The 21,128-nt window shown below is 59.7% G+C and carries 22 protein-coding genes and 1 pseudogene; 9 read left to right on the plus strand and 14 right to left on the minus strand.

Annotated elements, in window-relative coordinates:
• Positions 1-14: 14 nt before the first annotated feature.
• The 3 genes from BHE81_RS07190 to BHE81_RS07200 all read right to left on the minus strand — a co-directional run bounded on the left by BHE81_RS07190 (position 15) and on the right by BHE81_RS07200 (position 2,776).
• Positions 15-1,136, minus strand: a complete 1,122-nt coding sequence (locus tag BHE81_RS07190; protein ID WP_004180131.1) for a M20 peptidase aminoacylase family protein — start codon at positions 1,134-1,136, stop codon at positions 15-17.
• Positions 1,126-2,133 (minus strand): MsnO8 family LLM class oxidoreductase, encoded by a 1,008-nt coding sequence (locus BHE81_RS07195; protein WP_004151219.1) that lies wholly within the window; start codon positions 2,131-2,133, stop codon positions 1,126-1,128. Before BHE81_RS07195 ends, BHE81_RS07190 begins: the two co-directional genes overlap by 11 nt.
• A 91-nt stretch (positions 2,134-2,224) precedes the next feature.
• Positions 2,225-2,776, minus strand: a complete 552-nt coding sequence (locus BHE81_RS07200) for an adenylate kinase (RefSeq protein WP_004180132.1) — start codon at positions 2,774-2,776, stop codon at positions 2,225-2,227.
• A 273-nt stretch (positions 2,777-3,049) separates the two neighbouring features.
• On the opposite strand from BHE81_RS07200, the gene BHE81_RS07205 reads away from it, so the two are divergent.
• Both BHE81_RS07205 and ansP read left to right on the plus strand, forming a co-directional pair.
• On the plus strand, positions 3,050-3,937 hold the full coding sequence (locus BHE81_RS07205; protein WP_002906776.1) for a LysR family transcriptional regulator: 888 nt from the start codon (positions 3,050-3,052) through the stop codon (positions 3,935-3,937).
• 189 nt (positions 3,938-4,126) lie between these two features.
• Positions 4,127-5,581 (plus strand): L-asparagine permease, encoded by a 1,455-nt coding sequence (gene ansP, locus BHE81_RS07210; RefSeq protein ID WP_002906778.1) that lies wholly within the window; start codon positions 4,127-4,129, stop codon positions 5,579-5,581.
• Positions 5,582-5,631: 50 nt separating this feature from the next.
• On the opposite strand, the gene BHE81_RS07215 is transcribed toward ansP, so the two are convergent.
• Entirely contained in the window at positions 5,632-5,853 is a 222-nt protein-coding gene (locus tag BHE81_RS07215) for a YgdI/YgdR family lipoprotein (RefSeq protein WP_002906779.1), read from the minus strand.
• 168 nt (positions 5,854-6,021) lie between these two features.
• Positions 6,022-7,083: a YncE family protein gene (locus BHE81_RS07220; RefSeq protein WP_002906780.1), complete on the minus strand. Its 1,062-nt coding sequence runs from the start codon at positions 7,081-7,083 to the stop codon at positions 6,022-6,024.
• Between the two features lie 257 nt (positions 7,084-7,340).
• Here BHE81_RS07220 and pqqU point away from each other — a divergent pair, with 257 nt between their 5' ends.
• On the plus strand, positions 7,341-9,446 hold the full coding sequence (pqqU, locus tag BHE81_RS07225; protein WP_002906783.1) for a TonB-dependent receptor PqqU: 2,106 nt from the start codon (positions 7,341-7,343) through the stop codon (positions 9,444-9,446).
• Positions 9,447-9,643: 197 nt separating this feature from the next.
• Complete coding sequence (locus tag BHE81_RS07230; RefSeq protein ID WP_023301880.1) at positions 9,644-11,350, plus strand: amidohydrolase; 1,707 nt, start codon at positions 9,644-9,646, stop codon at positions 11,348-11,350.
• A 97-nt stretch (positions 11,351-11,447) separates the two neighbouring features.
• Here the strand turns inward: BHE81_RS07230 and BHE81_RS07235 are convergent, their stop codons facing one another.
• Positions 11,448-11,747, minus strand: coding sequence for a DUF406 domain-containing protein (locus BHE81_RS07235; protein ID WP_023301879.1), 300 nt, complete (start codon positions 11,745-11,747; stop codon positions 11,448-11,450).
• Between the two features lie 89 nt (positions 11,748-11,836).
• Positions 11,837-12,066, minus strand: a pseudogene (locus tag BHE81_RS28650) (hypothetical protein).
• Between BHE81_RS28650 and rihA the strand changes: the two are divergent.
• Positions 12,028-12,963 carry a pyrimidine-specific ribonucleoside hydrolase RihA gene (gene rihA / locus BHE81_RS07240; protein WP_023301878.1) on the plus strand — a complete coding sequence of 312 codons (936 nt, stop codon included), beginning with the start codon at positions 12,028-12,030 and terminating at the stop codon, positions 12,961-12,963. The pseudogene BHE81_RS28650 and the gene rihA overlap by 39 nt on opposite strands.
• 62 nt (positions 12,964-13,025) lie before the next feature.
• Here rihA and BHE81_RS07245 read toward each other — a convergent pair whose 3' ends face one another.
• Together BHE81_RS07245 and BHE81_RS07250 are read right to left on the minus strand one after the other, a co-directional pair.
• Entirely contained in the window at positions 13,026-14,063 is a 1,038-nt protein-coding gene (locus BHE81_RS07245) for an NADP-dependent oxidoreductase (RefSeq protein WP_002906792.1), read from the minus strand.
• A gap of 65 nt (positions 14,064-14,128) precedes the next feature.
• Positions 14,129-14,710: a helix-turn-helix domain-containing protein gene (locus BHE81_RS07250; RefSeq protein ID WP_002906794.1), complete on the minus strand. Its 582-nt coding sequence runs from the start codon at positions 14,708-14,710 to the stop codon at positions 14,129-14,131.
• Between the two features lie 162 nt (positions 14,711-14,872).
• Between BHE81_RS07250 and BHE81_RS07255 the strand changes: the two genes are divergently transcribed.
• Positions 14,873-15,391: a GNAT family N-acetyltransferase gene (locus BHE81_RS07255; protein ID WP_002906796.1), complete on the plus strand. Its 519-nt coding sequence runs from the start codon at positions 14,873-14,875 to the stop codon at positions 15,389-15,391.
• Positions 15,388-15,837 (plus strand): DMT family transporter, encoded by a 450-nt coding sequence (locus BHE81_RS07260; protein ID WP_004180135.1) that lies wholly within the window; start codon positions 15,388-15,390, stop codon positions 15,835-15,837. The genes BHE81_RS07255 and BHE81_RS07260 overlap by 4 nt, the downstream gene beginning before the upstream one ends.
• Before the next feature lie 8 nt (positions 15,838-15,845).
• On the opposite strand, the gene BHE81_RS07265 is transcribed toward BHE81_RS07260, so the two are convergent.
• The gene (locus tag BHE81_RS07265; protein ID WP_002906801.1) at positions 15,846-16,079 is read right to left on the minus strand and encodes a YdcY family protein; all 234 of its coding nucleotides are present in this window, start codon (positions 16,077-16,079) and stop codon (positions 15,846-15,848) included.
• Positions 16,080-16,095: 16 nt separating this feature from the next.
• Entirely contained in the window at positions 16,096-17,694 is a 1,599-nt protein-coding gene (locus BHE81_RS07270) for an ABC transporter substrate-binding protein (RefSeq protein WP_002906804.1), read from the minus strand.
• Positions 17,695-17,963: 269 nt separating this feature from the next.
• Between BHE81_RS07270 and BHE81_RS07275 the strand changes: the two genes are divergently transcribed.
• Positions 17,964-19,397, plus strand: coding sequence for an aldehyde dehydrogenase (locus BHE81_RS07275; RefSeq protein WP_004200088.1), 1,434 nt, complete (start codon positions 17,964-17,966; stop codon positions 19,395-19,397).
• A gap of 13 nt (positions 19,398-19,410) precedes the next feature.
• Here the strand turns inward: BHE81_RS07275 and BHE81_RS07280 are convergent, their stop codons facing one another.
• Positions 19,411-20,160, minus strand: coding sequence for an alpha/beta fold hydrolase (locus tag BHE81_RS07280; RefSeq protein WP_004891556.1), 750 nt, complete (start codon positions 20,158-20,160; stop codon positions 19,411-19,413).
• Between the two features lie 88 nt (positions 20,161-20,248).
• Entirely contained in the window at positions 20,249-20,422 is a 174-nt protein-coding gene (locus BHE81_RS07285; protein WP_002906888.1) for a GhoT/OrtT family toxin, read from the minus strand.
• Positions 20,423-20,616: 194 nt separating this feature from the next.
• Between BHE81_RS07285 and yncL the strand changes: the two genes are divergently transcribed.
• Positions 20,617-20,709: a stress response membrane protein YncL gene (gene yncL / locus BHE81_RS07290; RefSeq protein ID WP_002906891.1), complete on the plus strand. Its 93-nt coding sequence runs from the start codon at positions 20,617-20,619 to the stop codon at positions 20,707-20,709.
• A 51-nt stretch (positions 20,710-20,760) separates the two neighbouring features.
• Here yncL and BHE81_RS07295 read toward each other — a convergent pair whose 3' ends face one another.
• Positions 20,761-21,012 carry a hypothetical protein gene (locus BHE81_RS07295; protein ID WP_024622665.1) on the minus strand — a complete coding sequence of 84 codons (252 nt, stop codon included), beginning with the start codon at positions 21,010-21,012 and terminating at the stop codon, positions 20,761-20,763.
• Positions 21,013-21,128 lie beyond the last annotated feature (116 nt).

Raw genomic sequence — 21,128 nt, forward strand, 5'->3', positions numbered from 1 at the left:
TCCCCTGTCATTCGTTAAATGTGTTGTAACGCTTCTTCCGCGAGACGGGCGAAATAGTGCGCCGCGGGCGCAATCAGCCGTTCATCCGGATTAAATGCCGGATGGTGCAAACCATATTCGCTGGCGCTGCCGATGCTGACGAACGCCCCGGGAATATGCTGAAGATAGACCGCAAAATCTTCGCCGCCGAGATGCAGATCGGCATGGTGGGTGCGATACCCGGCCTGGGCTGCCACCTCGCTGGCGAAGTCGGCCCAGCGGGCGTCGTTGACCAGCGCCGTCGGGCCGGCGTACCAGAAGACGTCAATCTGCGCGCCAAAGGCGCTGGCGAAACCGGCCGCAATCTCGCTGACCCGGGCCTTGACCCGCTGCTGCACTTCACTGCTGTGGGTGCGCAGCGTCCCCTCCAGCTCGACGCTCTCCGGCAGCACGTTCCAGGTATTGCCTCCCTGGATCCGCGTCACGCTGAGCACCACCGAGTCGAGGGTGTTCACCTCCCGGCTGGCCACGCTCTGCAGCACCGTCACCAGCTGGCTGGCCAGCAGGATCGCATCCCTTCCTTCATGTGGGCGGGCGGCATGCGCCCCCTTCCCGGTCACTTTGAAGACGAAGCGGTCGACGTTGGCGTAGAACGCGCCGCCGCGGGTGGCAAATTCGCCCACCGGCAGGCCGGGCTCATTGTGCATGCCGAAGATCGCCGACACCTCCTCCAGCGCCCCGGCGCGGATCAGGGTTTTCGCCCCGCCAAAATTTTCCTCCGCCGGCTGAAACAGGATCCGCACCCGCCCCGGGAGTTCCGCTTCCCGCTCCTTCAGCAGCAGCGCCGCCCCCAGCATCACGCTGGTGTGAATATCGTGGCCGCAGGCATGCATTACCCCTTGATTCTGCGAGCGGTAAGGCAGACCGGTCGCCTCCTCGATGGGCAACGCGTCGATGTCCGCCCGCAGGGCAATCACCTTGTCGCCGCTGCCGACTTCGGCGACCAGCCCGGTTTTCAGATCGTAGGGCAGCAGGGTCAGCCCGCCGCTCTGCAGCCAGTCGCGGATCCGCGCGGTGGTGGCCACCTCCTGCAGTGAGAGCTCCGGGTTCTGGTGCAGCTCGCGCCGCCAGCTAATCAGTTGTTGTTCAAAGGACATTCAGCACCTCCTTGCCGTAGTGAGCCTGCGCCAGCAGGCGCAGGGAGTGCAGGCGCGCTGGCCCGTCGCTAATGGGGGTATCAATGATGAGTTCATCCAACTGTTCTTCCGCCTGCAGCGCGTCAAGCCGGGCTTTAACCTGTTCGGGAGTACCGGAGATCAGCGAAGATTCACGGCGGGCAATGCGCGTCGGTCGGCTGCCGGCCTGGCGGGCAAAAGCGACGGCCTGCGCCTCACTGCCGACGGTCACCCGCTGGCCGTTCTCCAGCTCGACGCCCCACACCTCGACCTGCTGCGCCAGCGCGGCGGCGGTGGCCGGATCGTCAGCGACCACCACCTGGACGGCGACCATCGCCTCACGCGGGCTGAGCTCGCGCCAGCGGTTGAACACGGCACGGCGCAGCGCGCTGTCGCCATTGAGATGGGCGGCAAAGACAAAGTTCCAGTCAAGGCGGGCGGCCAGTTCAGCACTCTCCAGGCTGGCGCCGAGCAGAAAACCATCTGCCCGGCGAGGCGGGATCGGCGTGGCGCGTAGGCTCTCCTCTCCCCCGGGCTCAGTCAGCGACAGCCAGTTATCCAGCTGCGCCAGCTGATCGGCAAAGGTCCCTTTCTCCTCTTGATGCAGGCCCTGCTGCAGGGCGCGGGTGGAGAGCGGCAGGCCGCCAGGCGCCTTGCCGACCCCGAGATCGATGCGGCCCGGCGCGAGGGCGGCCAGCAGGTTAAAGTTTTCCGCGACCTTATAGGGGCTATAGTGCTGGAGCATGACGCCGCCGGACCCAAGACGGATCCGCCGGGTGTGGCCCAGCAGCCAGGCGATAACCAGCTCCGGCGAGGGGCTCGCCAGCTGATCGGTATTGTGGTGTTCGGCGACCCAGAAGCGGTGGTAGCCCCAGGCTTCGGCGTGTTGCGCCAGCGTTAATGTACGCGCCAGCGCCTGCGCGGCGGTTTCCCCGGCGGCAAGCGGACTTTTATCCAGAATACTGATTCGATAAGACATTTCGCAGGCTCATATGAAAGTACGTGCCTGCATTATTAAAATCTCTGCTAACTATTGAGAAACAATTAATTCACATGTGTACTGCTGAAAATTAGATATGCCCGGCTGAACGCTGCGCTTCCAGCTCGCGGAGCAGCGCCTCGGCCTGCCGCGGATTGCGCACCCGGACGAAGCGAATATGACGATATTGCGGATCCTGCATATCGGCCAGATAGCGTCGGCGATGCTGCCGCCAGGTTTTCAGCGTCCAGAGGATGATGGATTCCCGGCTGCAGAACGAACGGCGAAAACTCTCGCAGTTGCCCGTGCCCGGCCACAGCTCCTGATGTCGCCACGCCCGGCTCGCCGCCCGCCATACCGCCTGGCGCAGCGTGCGCCAGAAACCATAATCTACCCAGATCACCAAATCCACCGCACGCCATTTAACGCTGCGGCTGCGATTGTAATTGCCATCCAGCACCCAGCCCGGCGTGGCCGTCGCGGCGGCAATGGCGGCGAAAAATGCCTCATCCGGCGCGCCCTGCCAGTTCGGCCGCCAGTACAGGCGATCGAGCTCGATCCAGGGTAATTCCAGCCTGTGCGCCAGGCGCCGGGCCAAAGTGGATTTGCCTGAGCCGCTGGTGCCGACCACGTTGATATTCATCTCTGTTTCTCCCCGGTTACCAGACTCTGCCTGGCGATACTCTTGAATCATCTTTCAGGCTGCCGTCCCCCCGGTCATGCCGCGCCAGCGAATGTCGGTTCACCTGGCGCTGGCGTTTTTTGGGCCTACTACAATACCTGCCCTGCACAGAGGAATAAATCATCCGCCATAACCATTCTGCTCCACTGCGTCCGGCCATCAGGCTGGCACAATCCTCAGGCCGGGCATACACTCTGCGTACCTGTGAGCAGTATTCATCAATCCGGAAAGATTATGCTAAAAGAGAACGTAAACGATCTGCTCTCCTTTATGGTGGTGGCGCGTGAACGCAGCTTTACCCGCGCGGCGGCCCAGCTTGGCGTGTCGCAGTCGGCGCTCAGCCATGCCATGCGCCATCTCGAAACGCGGCTCGATGTCCGGCTGTTGACCCGCACCACCCGCAGCGTGGTGCCGACCGAAGCGGGCGAGCGACTGATTCAGCGCCTCGGTCCGCATCTGGAAGAGATCGAGCAGGCCCTGGCTGCATTGCGCGACACCCGAGAACGCCCGGCGGGCAACCTGCGCATTACCGCCGGGGAGCATGCCGCCAGCGCGGTACTCTGGCCGGCGCTAAAGCCATTTATGCTGCAATATCCTGATATTAACATCGAAATCACTGTTGATAATGGGCTCACGGATATCGTGGGTGACCGCTTCGACGCCGGGGTGCGTCTCGGCGAACAGGTGGCAAAAGACATGATTGCCGTGCGCATCGCCCCGGATATGCGGATGGCGGTGGTGGGTTCGCCGGCCTATCTGCAGCGGGCCGGTACGCCGCAAACGCCCTGGGATCTTGCCCAACATCGCTGTATCAATCTGCGCCTGCCGACACGAGGGGGACTTTACGCCTGGGAATTTGCCCGCGATGGCCGGGAGATTCAGGTGCGGGTGGAGGGACAGCTGATCCTCAACAGCCTGCCGCAGCGCATCGACGCGGCGGAGGCGGGCCTCGGGCTGGCCTACGTGCCGGATGACTGCGTGGCGGAGGCCTTAGCCAGCGGCCGGCTGGTGCGGGTGCTGGCGGAGTGGACCCCCGCCTTCCCCGGCTACCATCTCTATTACCCCAGCCGGCGCCAGCATACCAGCGCTTTCACGCTGTTACTGGAAACTCTGCGACGCTGATCTCATTGATAAATCTGTCAAATGCTCTCGGTAAATGTTTTAGGTGCGTAACTATTAGGTTACGTGTAGGATTCAGCGCCATGTCTGAGCTTATCTCCTACGTCAGAATGATGAGAAAGCCAGCATAATGTGCCAGCCGTCCTCCATTCCGGCTGCAAACATGGGCATTGACAGGAAACTGATACATCAATGAATACGAAACACGAAAATGCAGCGGAGCATCATGCTGCAAAACGCCACTGGCTTAACTCACATGAAGCGGGTTATCACAAAGCGATGGGCAACCGTCAGGTACAGATGATCGCCATCGGCGGCGCTATCGGTACCGGTTTGTTCCTCGGCGCCGGGGCACGTTTACAAATGGCAGGGCCAGCGCTCGCCCTGGTCTATCTGGTCTGCGGCATCTTCTCCTTCTTTATTCTTCGCGCCCTCGGCGAACTGGTCCTCCACCGCCCCTCGAGCGGCAGCTTCGTCTCTTATGCAAGGGAGTTCCTCGGTGAAAAAGCCGCTTACGTGGCCGGCTGGATGTACTTCGTTAACTGGGCGATGACCGGGATTGTCGATATCACCGCCGTGGCGCTGTATATGCACTACTGGGGCGCGTTTGGCGATGTGCCGCAGTGGGTCTTCGCCCTCGGCGCGCTGGCTATCGTCGGCACCATGAATATGATCGGCGTGAAGTGGTTCGCCGAAATGGAGTTCTGGTTCGCGCTGGTTAAGGTGCTGGCGATCGTCGCCTTTCTCGTGGTCGGCACCATTTTCCTCGGCTCCGGTAAGCCGCTGGACGGCAATGCCACCGGCTTCCATCTGATCACCGATAACGGCGGCTTCTTCCCGCACGGCCTCCTGCCGGCGCTGGTGCTGGTGCAGGGGGTGGTCTTCGCCTTCGCCTCCATCGAGCTGGTGGGGACCGCGGCCGGAGAGTGTAAGGATCCGGAGACAATGGTGCCGAAGGCCATCAACAGCGTGATCTGGCGTATCGGTCTGTTCTATGTCGGTTCGGTGGTGTTGCTGGTGCTGCTTCTGCCGTGGAACGCCTACCAGGCCGGACAGAGCCCGTTCGTTACCTTCTTCTCAAAGCTGGGCGTGCCATATATCGGCAGCGTGATGAACATCGTGGTGTTAACCGCGGCCCTCTCCAGCCTTAACTCGGGTCTCTACAGTACCGGGCGTATTCTGCGCTCGATGTCGATGGGAGGCTCCGCGCCGAAGTTTATGTCGAAGATGAGCCGTCACCACGTCCCTTACGCCGGGATCCTGGCGACGCTGGGGGTATATGTAGTCGGGGTTTTCCTCAACTATCTGGTGCCATCTCAGGTATTTGAGATCGTACTCAACGTCGCCTCGCTGGGGATCATTGCCTCCTGGGGCTTTATCGTGGTGTGTCAGATGCGTCTGCGCAAAGCGATCAAGGAAGGGAAAGCGGCAAAGGTCAGCTTCAGAATGCCGGGGGCGCCGTTCACCTCCTGGCTGACGCTGCTGTTCCTGTTCAGCGTGCTGGTGCTGATGGCCTTCGATTATCCGAACGGTACCTACACCATAGGATCAATTCCGCTGCTGGCGGTATTGCTGGTGGCTGGCTGGTTTGGTGTGCGTAAACGCGTGCATGAGATTCACAGCACGGCGCCGACGCTGAGGAAGTAACTGGCAGGACTCCCGGTTTGTCCATCGCGGGCAAACCGGGAGGTCAGAACTTAATTATCTTCAACCAGCTGCGACACATCGCTGCTGTTAATTTCCCGCTTATTACCTGACTCATCGATATAGCTGGTCATCCCCGTTTCTTTATCCAGCTGCGGCTTGCCGTGGGTAACGATAGTTTGACCGCTCTTCGTGGTCATAACGTAGTTTGACGAACAACCTGCCAGCAGCGCCAGCATCGCGCCGGCGCAAATCACCATGAATGGCTTTTTCATTTTATCTCCACTGATTACCACTGCCCGCACGTGGCGGGAAAGGGTTAAGTGTATAACCATCTGGTTTGTCAGGCCAATAGGCGTTTGTAACAGAGGGTGAGTCGCCGGGCCTGGCCCGGCGGCATGCGGAGCGCGACCACCGTTTTCCGGTTTCGTCGCGCTGAGGTCTTACAGGGCGATGCGGATCACATCGTCCGGCGCGGTGGCTTCTTTCTCACGGCTGGAAGCCTGTTTCACGCTAACGTACAGCGTTTTTCCGTCCTCGGAGAGCGCCAGGCTGTTGGGGTGAGTCGGCGTTTTAAAGGTCTTCACCACCTTGTAGCTCTTGCCGTCGATAACGCTGACTTCCCCGGCCTTACGATGCGTCACATAGGCTTCGTTGCGCGCCGGGTTAAACAGCACCGCCAGCGACTCCGGCGCGGCGATTTTCTCCAGCACCTTGCCGTCGCGGGTATCGACCACCAGCACTTCCGGCTGCTTGCTGTCGGTAATAAAGGCACGATGGCCGGCGGTATCGAGACTCAGGTTAAGATAGAAATGCGCTTTGCCGTCATCCTGCAATTTTTTGCGCGACGCAATCGTGTTGCTCTCGCTGTCGATGGTCAGCAGTTCGCCATCGGCGTTGGTGGTATACAGACGCTTAGCCTGCGGATCGATCGCCAGACCCGTCGCCATTGCCCCGGTGCCGGTAATGGTCGTTTTCAGCTTCAGGGTTGCGCCATCTACCACCCAAATCACGCTCTCTTTGCCCAGACCGGTAATGTAGACCGTGTTGGTCTGCTCATTGACCGCCAGCTCGCGCGGCTGCAGCGGACGCACGGTTTCGCTGCGCTGACGCTCGTCCAGCACCAGGCGCCCCTTCACGGCGCCGGTTTTGGCGTCAATAGCGGTGACAGTGCTGTCGACGGTATTGCCAAACCACAGCGTGCCGGTGGCATGGTTGATAGTGGCGCCGAACGGCTTCAGATCGTTGTGAATAATCTGCGTCACGTCGAGGGTGGTGGGGTCAAGACGGTAAACCACCCCGCCTTTGTCCAGCGAACGACTCTGTGATGTGGCGACCCACAGCGCATTCTCCTGCTGGCTGTAGGCCATTTCGTAGGCCCCTTTTCCGACGGCCTTGCGCAGCATCTCTTCCGCGGCGTGGGCGCTAAAGCTGCCTGCCAGCAGCAGAGAAGTGACGAGCAGTGAATGGCGCAGACGCGGCGCGGCAAAATGACGTAATGACATGACGACTCCCTTTGATAAACCAGTATGTGCTGACCCGACATCGCTTCCGGCGGTAAAGTCCTGGCTTTACCCTTATTTTTGAATGCGAATAGTAATCATTATTTATCTCAAAGTGGAGCGCTAATTGTTGTTGTGCGGTAAATTCATGCCTGGCGAGCACTATCCGTTAACCAGTAGCAGTTAATAATTTTCAAATATTTTACAAACGAGGTAACATATATACATATGTTCCATTTGGTTCGTTTTGAGTATTATCGATGAAAATCCTGTCCGTGCGTCACGCCGCCCTCCCGGCCCTGCTCTTGCCGCTCATTGCCGCAGCCCAGGCCGCTGATGAACAAACCATGGTGGTGACCGCCGCGCCAACCACGGTTTCTGAACTGGATACCCCCGCCGCCGTCAGCGTGGTGAATGGGGATGAGATGCGCCAGGCCGCGCCGCGCGTCAATCTCTCTGAATCGCTGGGCGCCGTGCCGGGCCTGCAGGTGCAGAACCGGCAAAACTATGCCCAGGATCTGCAGCTGTCGATTCGCGGCTTTGGCTCGCGCTCAACCTATGGCGTGCGCGGACTGCGCATCTATGTGGATGGCATTCCGGCCACCATGCCCGACGGCCAGGGGCAGACCTCAAATATTGATATCGGCAGCGTTGACACCATTGAGGTGCTGCGCGGCCCCTTCTCTGCCCTGTACGGTAACTCGTCCGGCGGGGTGATCAACGTCACCAGCCAGACCGGCACCCAGCCGCCCACCGTGGAAGCCAGCAGCTACTATGGCAGCTTCGGCACCTGGCACTACGGGATGAAAGCCACTGGCGCCGTTGGCGACGGCAGCCACGCAGGCGATGTGGATTACACGGTCTCAACCAATCGCTTCACCACCCATGGCTATCGCGATCACAGCGGCGCGCGCAAAAATCTGGCGAACGCCCGGCTGGGGGTGCGCATCAACGACGTCAGTAAGCTGACTCTGCTGCTGAATAGCGTGGATATCAAAGCCAATGACGCCGGTGGCCTGACCGCCGATGAATGGCGCGATAACCCGCGCCAGTCGCCGCGCGGCGACCAGTATAATACCCGCAAGAATACCCGACAGACCCAGGCCGGCCTGCGCTATGAGCGCCAGCTCAGTGCCCAGGACGATCTCAGCGTTATGATGTACGCTGGAGAACGTGAAACCACTCAGTTCCAGTCGATCCCGCGCGCGCCGCAGCTGAAGCCGAGCCATGCCGGCGGGGTGATCGACCTTACCCGTCACTACCAGGGGATTGATACCCGGCTGACCCATCGCGGAGAGCTGCTGGTGCCCGTCACGCTCACCGCCGGTCTCGACTACGAGAACATGAGCGAGCGGCGCAAAGGGTATGAAAACTTTGTGATGGTCAACGGCGCGCCGCAGTATGGCGAACAGGGCGCGCTGCGCCGTAACGAACGCAACCTGATGTGGAACGTCGACCCCTACCTGCAGACCCAGTGGCAGCTCACTGACAAACTCTCGCTCGATGCCGGGGTTCGCTACAGCTCGGTATGGTTCGACTCGAACGACTACTACATCACCCCAGGCAATGGCGATGACAGCGGTGATGCCAGCTATCACAAATGGCTGCCCGCGGGCTCGCTGAAATATGCCCTGACCGACGCGTGGAACGTCTATCTTTCCGCCGGCCGCGGCTTCGAGACGCCAACCATTAACGAACTCTCCTACCGCTCCGATAACCAGAGCGGCCTCAACTTCGGCCTGAAACCCTCCACCAACGACACGGTGGAGATCGGCAGCAAGACGCGGATCGGCAATGGGCTGTTCACCGCCGCCCTGTTCCAGACCAATACCGATAATGAGATTGTGGTCGACAGCAGCAGCGGCGGGCGCACCAGTTATAAAAACGCCGGCAAGACCCGCCGTCAGGGGATGGAGCTGGGGCTGGATCAGCAGTTTGGCGAGAGCTGGCGTCTGAAGGCGGCCTGGACCTGGCTGGACGCGACCTATCGCACTAACGTCTGCGACGACGCCAGCTGCAATGGCAATCGCATTCCGGGGATCGCGCGCAATATGGGCTACGCCTCCTTTGGCTATCAGCCGGAGCAAGGTTGGTACGCCGGGAGCGATATTCGCTATATGAGCGATATCATGGCCAATGACGAAAACACCGCCAAAGCGCCCTCCTGGACGGTGGTTGGCCTGACGACCGGCTATAAATGGAGCTACGGCAGGATGGATATGGATCTGTTCGGTCGCATCGACAACCTGTTCGACCGGGAGTACGTCGGGTCTGTCATCGTTAACGAGTCTAACGGGCGTTACTACGAGCCTGCCCCGGGACGTAACTACGGCATCGGCCTGAACCTCGCCTGGCGCTTCGAATAACACGCCCCTTCCCCGCCGATGCCTCTCGCGATCGGCGGGCGAAGCGCTTTTCCTTACCGTCTATTCCACCGCCAGGCGGACACCCGCCAACGACCCGCGCTTGACACTCCACCCCCTTCGTAGTCAGATAGTCGCCACATAATCACCATGGTTACTATTTATATTGATCGGCACTTTTATCAGCCAGGGAGGGATAAATGGATAATGTCGTTTATGCGGACTGCGTATTGATTAACGGCAAGGTCGCCACGGTGGACGCACATTTTAGTTTTAAGCGCGCCATCGCCGTGAAGCAGGGATGGATTATTAACGTTGGTGAAGACCAGGAGATTCAGCAGCATATTGGTCCCCAGACGCAGGTCATTGACCTTGGCGGCAAACTCATTTTACCCGCCGCGCATGACTCACATATCCATATCGGCTGGCTCGCTGACAGCTGGCATTGCCTGAACTGCCAGGACGTGCGTTCCCTGGCAGTACTGCGGGAAAGACTGCGCGACCAGGCAGCCCGCACTCCCGCCGGGGCATGGATTCGTGTCTGCGGTCTGGATCCAAACGCAATCAAGGAGTGCGCGGCCGAGCAGCGCTCTCTGACGCGCTGGGATATTGACGACGTCACGGCCGATCATCCCACCCTGCTCGCCCTGTGGGACGGTCACTCCTGCATCGTCAACAGCCGGGCGCTGGCCCTCTCCGGTCTTGACGCCAGCACCCCTGATCCCCTCGGCGGACATCTGGGGCGAACGGCCAGTGGCGAACTGGACGGCAATTTCATCGACCTGCCCGCCCTGCATCTCGCATCCGGCACGATGCCCCGTCTGACCGTAGCGGCCCTCAAAGAGAACCTTCTGGCAGCCCAGCGCCTGATGAACAGCGAAGGGTATGCCAGCTACACGGAAGGCGCCATGGGTCCGGGGGAAAACACGCGCGAGGTGGGCGCTGCGGGGGATCGCGCCATCGCCGCCTACCGTGAACTGCAGGATGAAGGAAAACTCACCGCCCGGGTATCCATCGCCTTTTACTCCGCCGAGCGGGGCGTTCAGTCCTGCGCCACCCTGAAGCGCGATCTGGATAGCTTTGATTTCTCTCTGTTCACCGACCGGGACTGGCTGGATTGCCGGACCATAAAGCTGTTCTGCGATGGCGTACCCACGTCGCACACGGCGTGGATGAATCAGGATTACGCCGACCGGCCGGGATATCGCGGACGCTCGGTGTTTGGTGGCCCCGAGGCGACCGAGGAAGCACAAGTTGAGGCGCTACAGCAGATGATTCTGCTGGCTCACCAGCGCGGTTTTCAGGTGGCAGTCCATGCGGTCGGCGATAAGGCGGTAAAAGTCACGATTAACAGCTTCGTGCAGGCGATTCAGCGCTATCCGGGGGAGAGCCGACGGCATTATGTGCTGCACGGCTCCATGGGCGATCGGCAAGATTTCGTGACGGCGGCAAAATACGGCATTCTGCTTTCCGAACAACCCTCACCCGGCGGCCCGGCATATGACTATGAACAGCGCGCCCGCTACTGTGGCATCAAGGGGGAAATCTGCAAAGGGCTACGGGATATCATCGACCTTGGGGTCATCGTCGCCGGCGGGTCAGATGGCATCATGGCGCTGGTGAACTGGCGCAAAATGGTTCAGGCAGCGGTCACCCGCAAATCATCTTCCAGCGGCAAGGTTATTCGCCCGGAGCTGGCAATTAGCGTGGCGGACGGCGTGCGGATGTACACCATCAATGCGGCCTATCAGGAAGGGAAAGAAGCGGTACGCGGATCGATAGAGGTCGGCAAAGTCGCTGATTTTCAGGTGCTGGACCGCGATATCTTCGCCGTAGCCCATGAGGAGATTGGCGCCAGCCGCGTGGTGATGACTATGGTTGGCGGAAACGTCGTCTTTCAAGACTAACCGCGCTCACCCGGCTCAGGTCGCCGGGCGGGCAGCATGCTGCATCAGCGGAAGGCGCCTGCCCGCCAGAGCATCGCGCTTCCGCTACGGGCGCGAATTAAAGCAGATTTCGCAAGGATAACTCGAAAATGATCTTTTCTGCCTGGCAGGAGAAGGCGATGGAGAGGTCGAGTTTCACCACGTCGCCAGCGGCGACGATGGTGTAATCGACCTGCGGCGGTTCACTGGCCGGCGCTGCGGCGGCAGCACGTTCGCGCACGGCGGCTACGGTGGATTCCGCTTCTTCGCGGCTTGGGAACACCTTCTCGGCCCGGTAGACGCAGTCCTCGTTATCAATGATCGTCCCGACATCAATGGCGCAGCCTTTGGTGCTGCATTTATCTACTACATCTTTCATCGTAATAACCTCTTGAGTTTTCTTAAGGATAAGAACCCGCCCGCCGAAAAGCAAACCATTAATATCCGTAAGGATTAGCAATTTTTCTATTATATCGCGCCGCGCCGGGCGCCAACTTGCGCCACCGCAAAACGAGGCACCATGTTTACGGACGGTCGCGTAACGATACGCGTTACCTCGCAGCAATCGTGGTCTCCATCACACTATTCTGCACACCATCTCGTCTGCCTCGACTCGCAGCGTTAGTCTGGTCACAGAACATCGCCAACAAGGAGCTGCTATGGCACTGCCGATTATGATTGATTGCGATCCGGGACATGATGACGCGATCGCCCTGGTCCTCGCCCTCGCCTCGCCGGAGCTGGAGGTGAAAGCCGTCACCGCTTCTGCAGGCAACCAGACCCCGGAGAAGACCCTGCGCAACGTGCTGCGTATGTTGACGCTGCTGAACCGGCCGGACATTTCGGTTGCCGGCGGCGCGTGGAAGCCGTTGATGCGCGATCTGATCATCGCCGATAACGTGCACGGCGAGAGCGGACTGGATGGCCCGAGCCTGCCTGAGCCGGCCTTTGCGCCGCAGAATTGCACCGCCGTCGAGCTGATGGCCAGCGTGCTGCGGGAAAGCCAGGAGCCGGTGACTCTGGTGGCCACCGGACCGCAGACTAACGTGGCGTTGCTGCTCGCCAGCCATCCGGAGCTGCACGCGAAGATCGCCCGCATCGTGATCATGGGGGGCGCCATGGGGCTGGGCAACTGGCAGCCGGCGGCGGAGTTTAATATTTACGTTGATCCGCAGGCCGCGGAAATGGTCTTTCAGTCCGGGATCCCGGTGGTGATGGCGGGCCTTGACGTCACCCATAAGGCGCAAATCCTTCCCGCCGATATCGAGCGATTCCGCCAGATTGGCAACCCGGTGTCGACCATCGTCGCCGAGCTGCTCGACTTCTTTATGGCCTACCACAAAGATGAAAAGTGGGGCTTCGACGGCGCGCCGCTGCACGATCCCTGCACCATCGCCTGGCTCCTCAAGCCGGAGATCTTTACCACGATCGAACGCTGGGTTGGCGTAGAAACGGAAGGCAAATATACCCAGGGGATGACGGTGGTCGATTACTACCATCTGACCGGCAATCGGCCCAATACGACCCTGATGCTGGATGTGGACCGCGAAGCCTTTGTGGATCTGCTCGCCCAGCGGTTAGCCTTCTACGCCTGACCTCTATGCCAGGCCCCTTTTCCCTGGCGGGAAAGGGGCCTGTTAAGTCGAAGCCCGCCAGGCTAGTCGTCCGCCGCGACGCGGATCACTACCTTACCGAAGTTCTCACCTTTTAACAGGCCGATCAGCGCCTGCGGCGCCTGGTCCAGACCGTCGATCAGCTGTTCGCGATATTTAATTTTCCCCTCCTGCACCCAGCGCCCCATCTGCTGCTGGAATTCGGCGATCCGATGCCCGTAATCCTGGCCGATAATAAAGCCCTGCATCCGGATGCGCTTTTTGAGGATGGTCGCCATCAGCAGCGGCAGACGATCTGGCCCGTCCGGCAGCCCGGTGGCGTTATAGCCGCTCACCAGCCCGCAGACGGGTACCCGCGCTGCGGTATTCAACAGCGGCAGCACCGCGTCAAAAACCTTGCCGCCGACGTTTTCATAATAAACGTCAATACCCTGCGGGCAGGCCTGGGCCAGCTGTTCGGCAAAATCATCCGCACGATGGTCAAGGCAGAGATCAAAGCCTAACGTCTCAACCGCATAGCGGCATTTTTCCGCGCCGCCAGCGATGCCGACGGTGCGGCAGCCCTTAATTTTGCCGATCTGTCCAACCGTGGCGCCAACCGGCCCGGTCGCCGCGGCGACCACCAGCGTTTCGCCCGCCTTTGGCTGGCCGATGTCCAGCAAACCCATGTAGGCGGTGAAGCCGGGCATCCCCAGAACTCCCAGCGACCAGGACGGGTGTTGCGGATTGTCACCCAGCTTCACCAGTCCGCTGCCGTCGGAGAGTTCATAATCCTGCCAGCCGCTGTAGCCCAGCACCCAGTCGCCGGGTTGATAATCGGCATGATTTGAGCTGACCACGCGACTCACGGTCCCTCCCACCATCACCGCGCCAATGGCCACCGGCGGCGAATAGGACGGCGCGTCGCTCATGCGCCCGCGCATATACGGGTCGAGCGATAAATAAACGGTACGCAGCAGCACTTGACCCGGGCCTGGCGTCGGCACTTCGCTCTCTTCCAGGCGGAAATTCTCTGCCGTCGGTTCACCATGGGGACGGGAAGCCAGCACCCAGCGGCGATGGCGTTGCGGTTGATCTGTCATAGCAAACTCCTCTTGTTAGCAGACTGTACTGAGGCTAGCTGCTTTATGCGTATTATGCTTTAACATTAAGAGCCGGATGGCGATTGATTAAGGCGAACCACCAGATAGACGCAGGTCTCTGCGGATTCATTAATAAAGCGACAATCGTTGGGCGGGCCAAGCTCCAGACAATCCCCCGCCTGCATCTCATGGCGGGTATTGCCTTCGACAAACACCAGCTCGCCCTGTTGCAGCCAGATTAGCTGGCGGGCAAGCGCATAGGACGCGGCGGGCATCGGCACATCGCTACCGGGCGGCAGCTCAATCTGCACCAGATCGATCGGCAAATCGCTGCGCGGCGAAACGTGGCGGCGGAGATAGTGGCTTTGCGGGTCGCGCCATACCGGCTGGCTGGCAAAGCGCAGCAGCTTGCCCTCCTGCATTTCCGCGCGGGCGATCAGGGTCGACATACTGATGCCGAAGGCGCCGGAAAGGCGGCCCAGCATCGAGGCGGTCGGGCTGCTTTCGCCGCGCTCGATTTTATGGATCATCGCCCGCGAGGCGCCGGCCCGTTCGGCGAGGTCGTTCAGCGACCAGCCGCGGGACTCGCGCTCGATGCGGATGCGCGCGCTGATGCGCTGATTGAGGTTGTCTTCTATAGTATTCATAACGTAACACTATAGTGTGCGCCCCCCCATTACACAACCATCCACCGAGACGCGTTATTCCCGGGTTAGCCGTTAAAATTATGCTGAAAACGGATGACAGCGTGGCGTTCATTATTGTAATAATATTGTACTACTATAGTGTACGAAAAATTGAGGTTTGCTATGTCCATTCGTCCTGCCATTAAAGACGACTGCGCGGCGATCGCCGAGATCTATAACCATGCCGTCGTCCATACCGCCGCCATCTGGAATGATAAAACTGTGGATACCGACAACCGCATCGCCTGGTTTGAAGCCCGCCAGCTGGCTGGATTTCCGGTACTGGTGAGCGAGGAAGACGGCGTCATTACCGGTTATTCCTCGTTTGGCGACTGGCGGGCGTTTGACGGCTTTCGCCATACCGTGGAGCATTCGGTGTACGTTCATCCCGAACATCAGGGGAAAGGGCTGGGCCGCAAGCTGCTGGTCGCCTTGATCGCCGAAGCGCGACGGCTGAATAAACATGTGATGGTCGCCGGCATCGAGTCGCAGAATCACGCTTCGCTGCATCTGCATGAAACGCTGGGCTTTATCACCACCGGGCAGATGCCGCAGGTGGGCACCAAATTTGGCCGCTGGCTGGATTTGACCTTTATGCAGCTGCAGCTGGATGCGCGTCAGGACCCGGACGGCAAAGCATGAACGCGTCGCTCACTCTCGCCTGCCTGATCGCCGCCGGCGTTGGCCTGGTGGTGCAGAACACTCTGATGGTGCGCATCACCCAGTCGGCGTCGACGATCCTTATCGCTATGCTGCTCAATTCGCTGGTCGGGATCGTTATCTTCGTGACGATGTTACTGCTGCGCCAGGGCGTCGCCGGCTTTCAGGAGCTGGCCCTGAGCGTGAAGTGGTGGACGCTGATCCCCGGCCTGCTGGGGTCCTTTTTCGTCTTCGCCAGCATCAGCGGTTATCAAAACGTTGGCGCGGCGACGACCATTGCGGTACTGGTGGCCAGCCAGCTGGTGGGCGGGTTGATCATGGATTTAGTTCGCGCCCACGGCGTGCCGGTGCGGGCGCTGATCGGACCGTTATGCGGGGCGGTGATGCTGGTGGTGGGCGCCTGGCTGGTGGCCAGACGCCAGTTCTGAGCGCATCTTCAGAGGATCGCGCCGCCTTTGGTCAACTGCTCGCGGCGCGCGTCCTGCTCTTCCTGATGCTGTCGCCCATGATGGGCGATGGCGGTGCGCAGACGCTGCTGTTGGATATAGCGTTCCTCACGACTGAGTTGCGCATCATCACTCAGGGCGATTAGCAGCTCATTCATATGCGCGATAACGCCCTCGGCCAGGGTGTCATCGACTTTGACGATAACCTCATCCAGATGTGCCATCCTGTTCTCCTTTCGCTTAATTCAGCTTCGCTTTGGAAAAATCGCTCCCCATCATGCTGACGGTGTAGCCGCTGACGTTGCTGCGCGTCGCATAGAAGGTTTTCCCGGTCGCCAGGGTGATCCATGGCGCCTGCTGATAAAAAATCTCCTGCGCCTGTTCGTAGAGTTTGGCCCGCGCCTGCGGATCGCTCACCAACAGCGCTTTCTTTACCAGCGCGTCATAGGATTTATCACACCAGCGGGCGGCGTTGGAGCCGGTCTGGATATTATCACAGCTGAGCAATGTGCCAGCAAAGTTGTCCGGATCGCCGTTGTCCGACATCCAGCCATACAGGGCGCTGTCGTGCTCCCCTTTACGCATACCGGCAAGGTATTCGCCCCATTCATAGCTGACAATTTTGGCTTTCACCCCCACTTTCGCCCAGTCGTTTTGGATCATTTCGGCAATGCGTTTTGAGTTTGGGTTGTAGGGGCGCTGGACCGGCATTGACCACAGGGTCACTTCCGCGCCTTGCTCCAGACCCGCCTGCTTGAGCAGCGCTTTGGCTTTCTGCGGATCGTAGTCATAGTCCGGGAGATCTTTCTTATACCCGAGCATCGTCGACGGGATCGGTGATTTCGCCACGCTGCCGGAATCGAGGAATACCGCCTTGACGATCGCCTGCTTGTCGGTAGCGTAGTTTAACGCCTGGCGCACCAGCACATTATCAAACGGTTTTTTCTCGGTGTTAAACGCCAGATAGCCGACGTTCAGCGCCTCAACCGCATGCAGCGCCAGATCTTTATTGCCCTTAATCACCGGGAACTGTACCGGCGACGGCGCGGGAATAATCTGGCACTCGTTGGTCTGCAGTTTCGCCAGACGAGTCTCGACGTTCGGCGTAATGGAGAAGATCAGGTGCTTGGTCGGTACCTCGCCTTCCCAATAGTGGGGATTGGCAATATAGCGGATTTGCGAATCCACTTTATACTGCTGCAGCGCATACGGCCCGGTACCGACAGGCCAGTTATCAACGTTTTCCGGCGTTCCTTTCTTCAGCATCGCCTCACCATACTCTGCCGACAGAATAGAGGCGAAGTCCATGCCCCAGTCGGCAAGAAACGCCGCGTTCGGCTCGTTTAGCTCGAACTGGACATGGTAATCATCCACCTTTTTCACCGATTTAATCAGCTTATCGAGGCCCACGTCGTGGAAGTATTCATAGTTCCCCTGCGACACCTTGTGATAAGGATGCTGAGGATCCATCTGGCGCAGCACGGAGAACAGGACGTCGTCGGCGTTAAAATCGCGGGTCGGTTTGAAGAATTTGTTGCTGTTGAACTTCACCCCCTGACGCAGAGTAAAGGTCCAGGTTTTGCCATCCTCAGAGACGTGCCACTCGGTGGCCAGCGACGGGATCGGCGTATTTTTCACCGGGTCAAAGCTCACCAGACGGTTATACAGTACCTGCGAGCTGGCGACGAACGACGGACCGGAGCTGGCGATCTGCGGATTGAAGGACTCCGGAGAGGCTTCTGAGCAGTAGACCAGAGTGTCATTGCCTGCGGCCCAGGCGGCGCCGGCCGGCAGCAGTGCGCTCAGCAGCAGCGCCAGCGTGGTTTTCCCTGTAGACATGGTTATAAGTCCTGATTATTGATTATAAGAACAGTAATAACAGCACAGCCGCCTGACGGCGGCAAATAATCAATGGCTATCACCTTATGCAAAACGCGTGGAATTTGCTGGTTTAATCGACGTTGCGCTGCTTTTTACGCCAGAGGGCTTCGGGATGATGTGAGCCACACAAAATTCCTGCAAAAAAATGTGCGATAACCGCCCGGCTCACGCTTCCCGTCAGTGCCGCCCGGTACACTGGGGGAACCGCAGAACAAGAGGTTTCCACCATGACAATCACCTGCAATCTGTACATTAACGGCCAGTGGCACGATGCCGAAGGCCGCCGCACCTTTACCCGACGCCACCCGGCCCACGATGAGGCAGCCTCGGTGGCCGCTGCCGCCAGCCTCGCCGACGGCAAACGCTGCGTCGAAGCCGCGGCCTGCGCCTTTCCGCTGTGGCGCGATACTGCGCCGGCGGAACGACGTCGCTTACTGCTCGAGGCGGCGGAACAGATGCTGTTGCGGGAGGCGAAATTTATCGCCGCCATGGCGGCGGAGACCGGCGCGACCGCGCACTGGGCCGGATTTAACGTTCATCTGGCGGCAGATATTCTGCGTGAAGCGGCGGCGCTGACCACCCAGATTGAAGGGCAAATAATTCCGTCCAACGTGCCGGGTAACCTGGCGATGGGCGTCCGCCAGGGGGCGGGAGTGGTGCTGGGCATGGCGCCGTGGAACGCGCCGCTGATTCTGGCCACCCGGGCCCTGGCGACGCCGCTGGCCTGTGGCAACACGGTGATCCTTAAAGGCGCCGAACTTTCCCCCGCCACTCAGGGACTGATTATCGACGCCCTTGACGCGGCGGGCTTCCCGCCGGGCGTGGTGAACTATCTTACCTGTGCGCCTGAAGATGCGCCGGCGCTGGTGGAATCGCTGATCGCCCACCCGGCGGTGCGGCGCGTTAACTTTACCGGCTCCACACCGGTGGGACGCATTATCGCCCGCACCTGCGGACAGTATCTGAAACCAGCGGTGCTCGAGCTCGGTGGAAAAGCGCCCCTGCTGGTGCTGGACGATGCTGATATTGAGCAAGCGGCAGCGGGCGCTGTTTTTGGCGCCTTCGCCAACGCCGGGCAGATCTGCATGTCCACCGAGCGCATTATTGTCGACAATGCCGTAGCGGAGGCGTTTATCCCGCTGCTGGCCAGGCGCGCCGCCGCCCTGCCTGCCGCCCTCACTGGCCCGGTTGTCGATATGAACACCATCGCCCGCTGCAACGCGCTCATTGACGATGCGTTAGCGAAAGGCGCTCGCCTGCTGACCGGTGGTAAAGCCAACGATACCCATATGAGCCCGACCCTGCTGGACGGCGTGACCCGCGAGATGCGGCTGTGGCGTGAAGAGTCCTTCGGTCCGGTGAAAGCGATTATTCGCGTTCATAGCGAAGAGGAGGCGCTGGCGGTGGCCAACGACAGTGAGTACGGTCTTTCCGCTGCGGTCTACAGCCGCGACAGCGCCAGAGCGTGGAACGTAGCGCAACGTCTGCATACCGGGATTTGCCATATCAATGGCCCAACGGTGCATGATGAGGCGCAAATGCCGTTTGGCGGCTGCAAAGCCTCCGGCTATGGCCGCTTTGGCGGCCGGGCCGGGATCGCGGAATTCACCGAGCTGCGCTGGATAACGATCCAGACCCAGCCCCGCGAGCTTCCCTTCTGAGGCCCAGCGCCTCTTAACTATGGCTGGCGATAAGCTGCGCCAGCCCCTGCGGGTTTTCCCACGCCATCGAGTGTCCGGCATGGGGCACGATGCCGACCGGGATCCCTTGTGCCTGAACGAGGTCGCTATCCGCATAAGGGAGCGACCGCTCTCCGACGATCAGCATTTTCTGGCAGCGCAGCTGGCATAGCTGGGTAAACCAGGGCGTGTCGCTGCCGCATATCAGGCTGCTGGCGGCCCGCCAGACGGCCCAGGGGGCGCTGTTTTGTAAACAACCCGCCCACGGCGAGCGCTCCTCCGCCAGCAGCCGGGCATAGCCGTCAGCGACAAAGGCTGACTCTGACTGCGCCGCAATGCGCCTGCTGTACTCGCCGCCGCCGGCGAACAGATTGGGTTCCGAGACCAGCAGCGTGGTCACCCGCTCGCCCAGTAGCCCCGCCGCTTCGATGGCGATGCTCCCTCCCATGCTATGCCCGAACAGCGCGAAGCGCTGCAGGCGCAGGTGGCTGAGGAACTGCTCCAAAACTAAAGCCTGCTCATGTATGTTGTAACTAAACACGCGCGGTTTATCGCTATAGCCGAAGCCCGGCAGATCGATGAGTATTTTGCGCCGTTCGCGGAGCGCGGGATCGCTGGCAATGCGGGGATAATCGTAGGATGACGCGCAGCCAAGGCCGTGGATAAACACCACCGGAAGGCCATCTCCCGGGAAATCGTGCCAGCGCAGCGTGGCGCCAGCGACGGACGAATAAAAACCGTTCACCTGTATGCCTCCATGATAAGGTTACTGTTTTTTTATACAGTAACCTTATCCTTTGTGCTACCCCTTTCTGCCGTCTAGCGCCTGAGGGTTAAAACAGCGAGACGAGCAGCGCCATCGGGAAGCTGAACGGCCAGGTGGCGCCGATCAGCAGGGCCGCCAGCAGGCGGATCATCCGGCTCTCTTTGGTTAAAAACCAGCTAATCACGGCGCATATCACGCCCATAATGGCGTAAAACACCAACATTTTTTGATATAACGTCATTCTTACTTTTTCCTTCCCTGAGGGCGTTCCATGGTGGGATGATTATCTGCCATGACGTCGTGATTCAGAGATACCTGTATAACAAAATCAGAAACGGGCTGAATATTCAGAATAAAGCCTGATTCGTCTTAATCTGATAGCGCAACCGCTGGCGCCGTACTATACCTTTAGGACTTCCTCATTAGGGTGGCGCTATGGATGTCTCCAGTAAAACCGTCGTTATGATTAATGTCTGCGCCGCGTTCGCGCTTATCAGCCTGCTGTCCGTAAGATTTGGCTGGTTTTAATCATTTAATTCAGCAACGAAACCTAAAAAAGCAGCCACGAAGGCTGCTTTTTTACGCGCGAACAACAGAGTTGTTATCTTGCTGTCGGGCGGCGGGGGCTAACTGCGCGGCAGCTATTACCTTATTAAGACTGGGGTTATAGCGCGGCAGTACATTGAGTTTTTCACTATCCCATTCGGCGGCGGCGCAGACGGCCTGCCCTACGCCCATCTTCTCACAGCTTTGGATTCGTTTCGCCGGGGCATTACCATAGCTCAGCGCCACAGCGCCGATAGCCAGCAGAATAAAAGCAAAAATTTTCACAGCGACATCAACGTCAAAACCTAATATGCCCTAAATGATCGCATGAGCGGCGGCGGAAAGTCAAACCCGGGGCGCGCTACCGGGCGGCATCCGGTATTTGCCTCTGCCTCAGGGCT

This window comes from Klebsiella sp. AqSCr (assembly GCF_008452795.1).
Taxonomy (GTDB): Bacteria; Pseudomonadota; Gammaproteobacteria; order Enterobacterales; family Enterobacteriaceae; genus Klebsiella; species Klebsiella pneumoniae.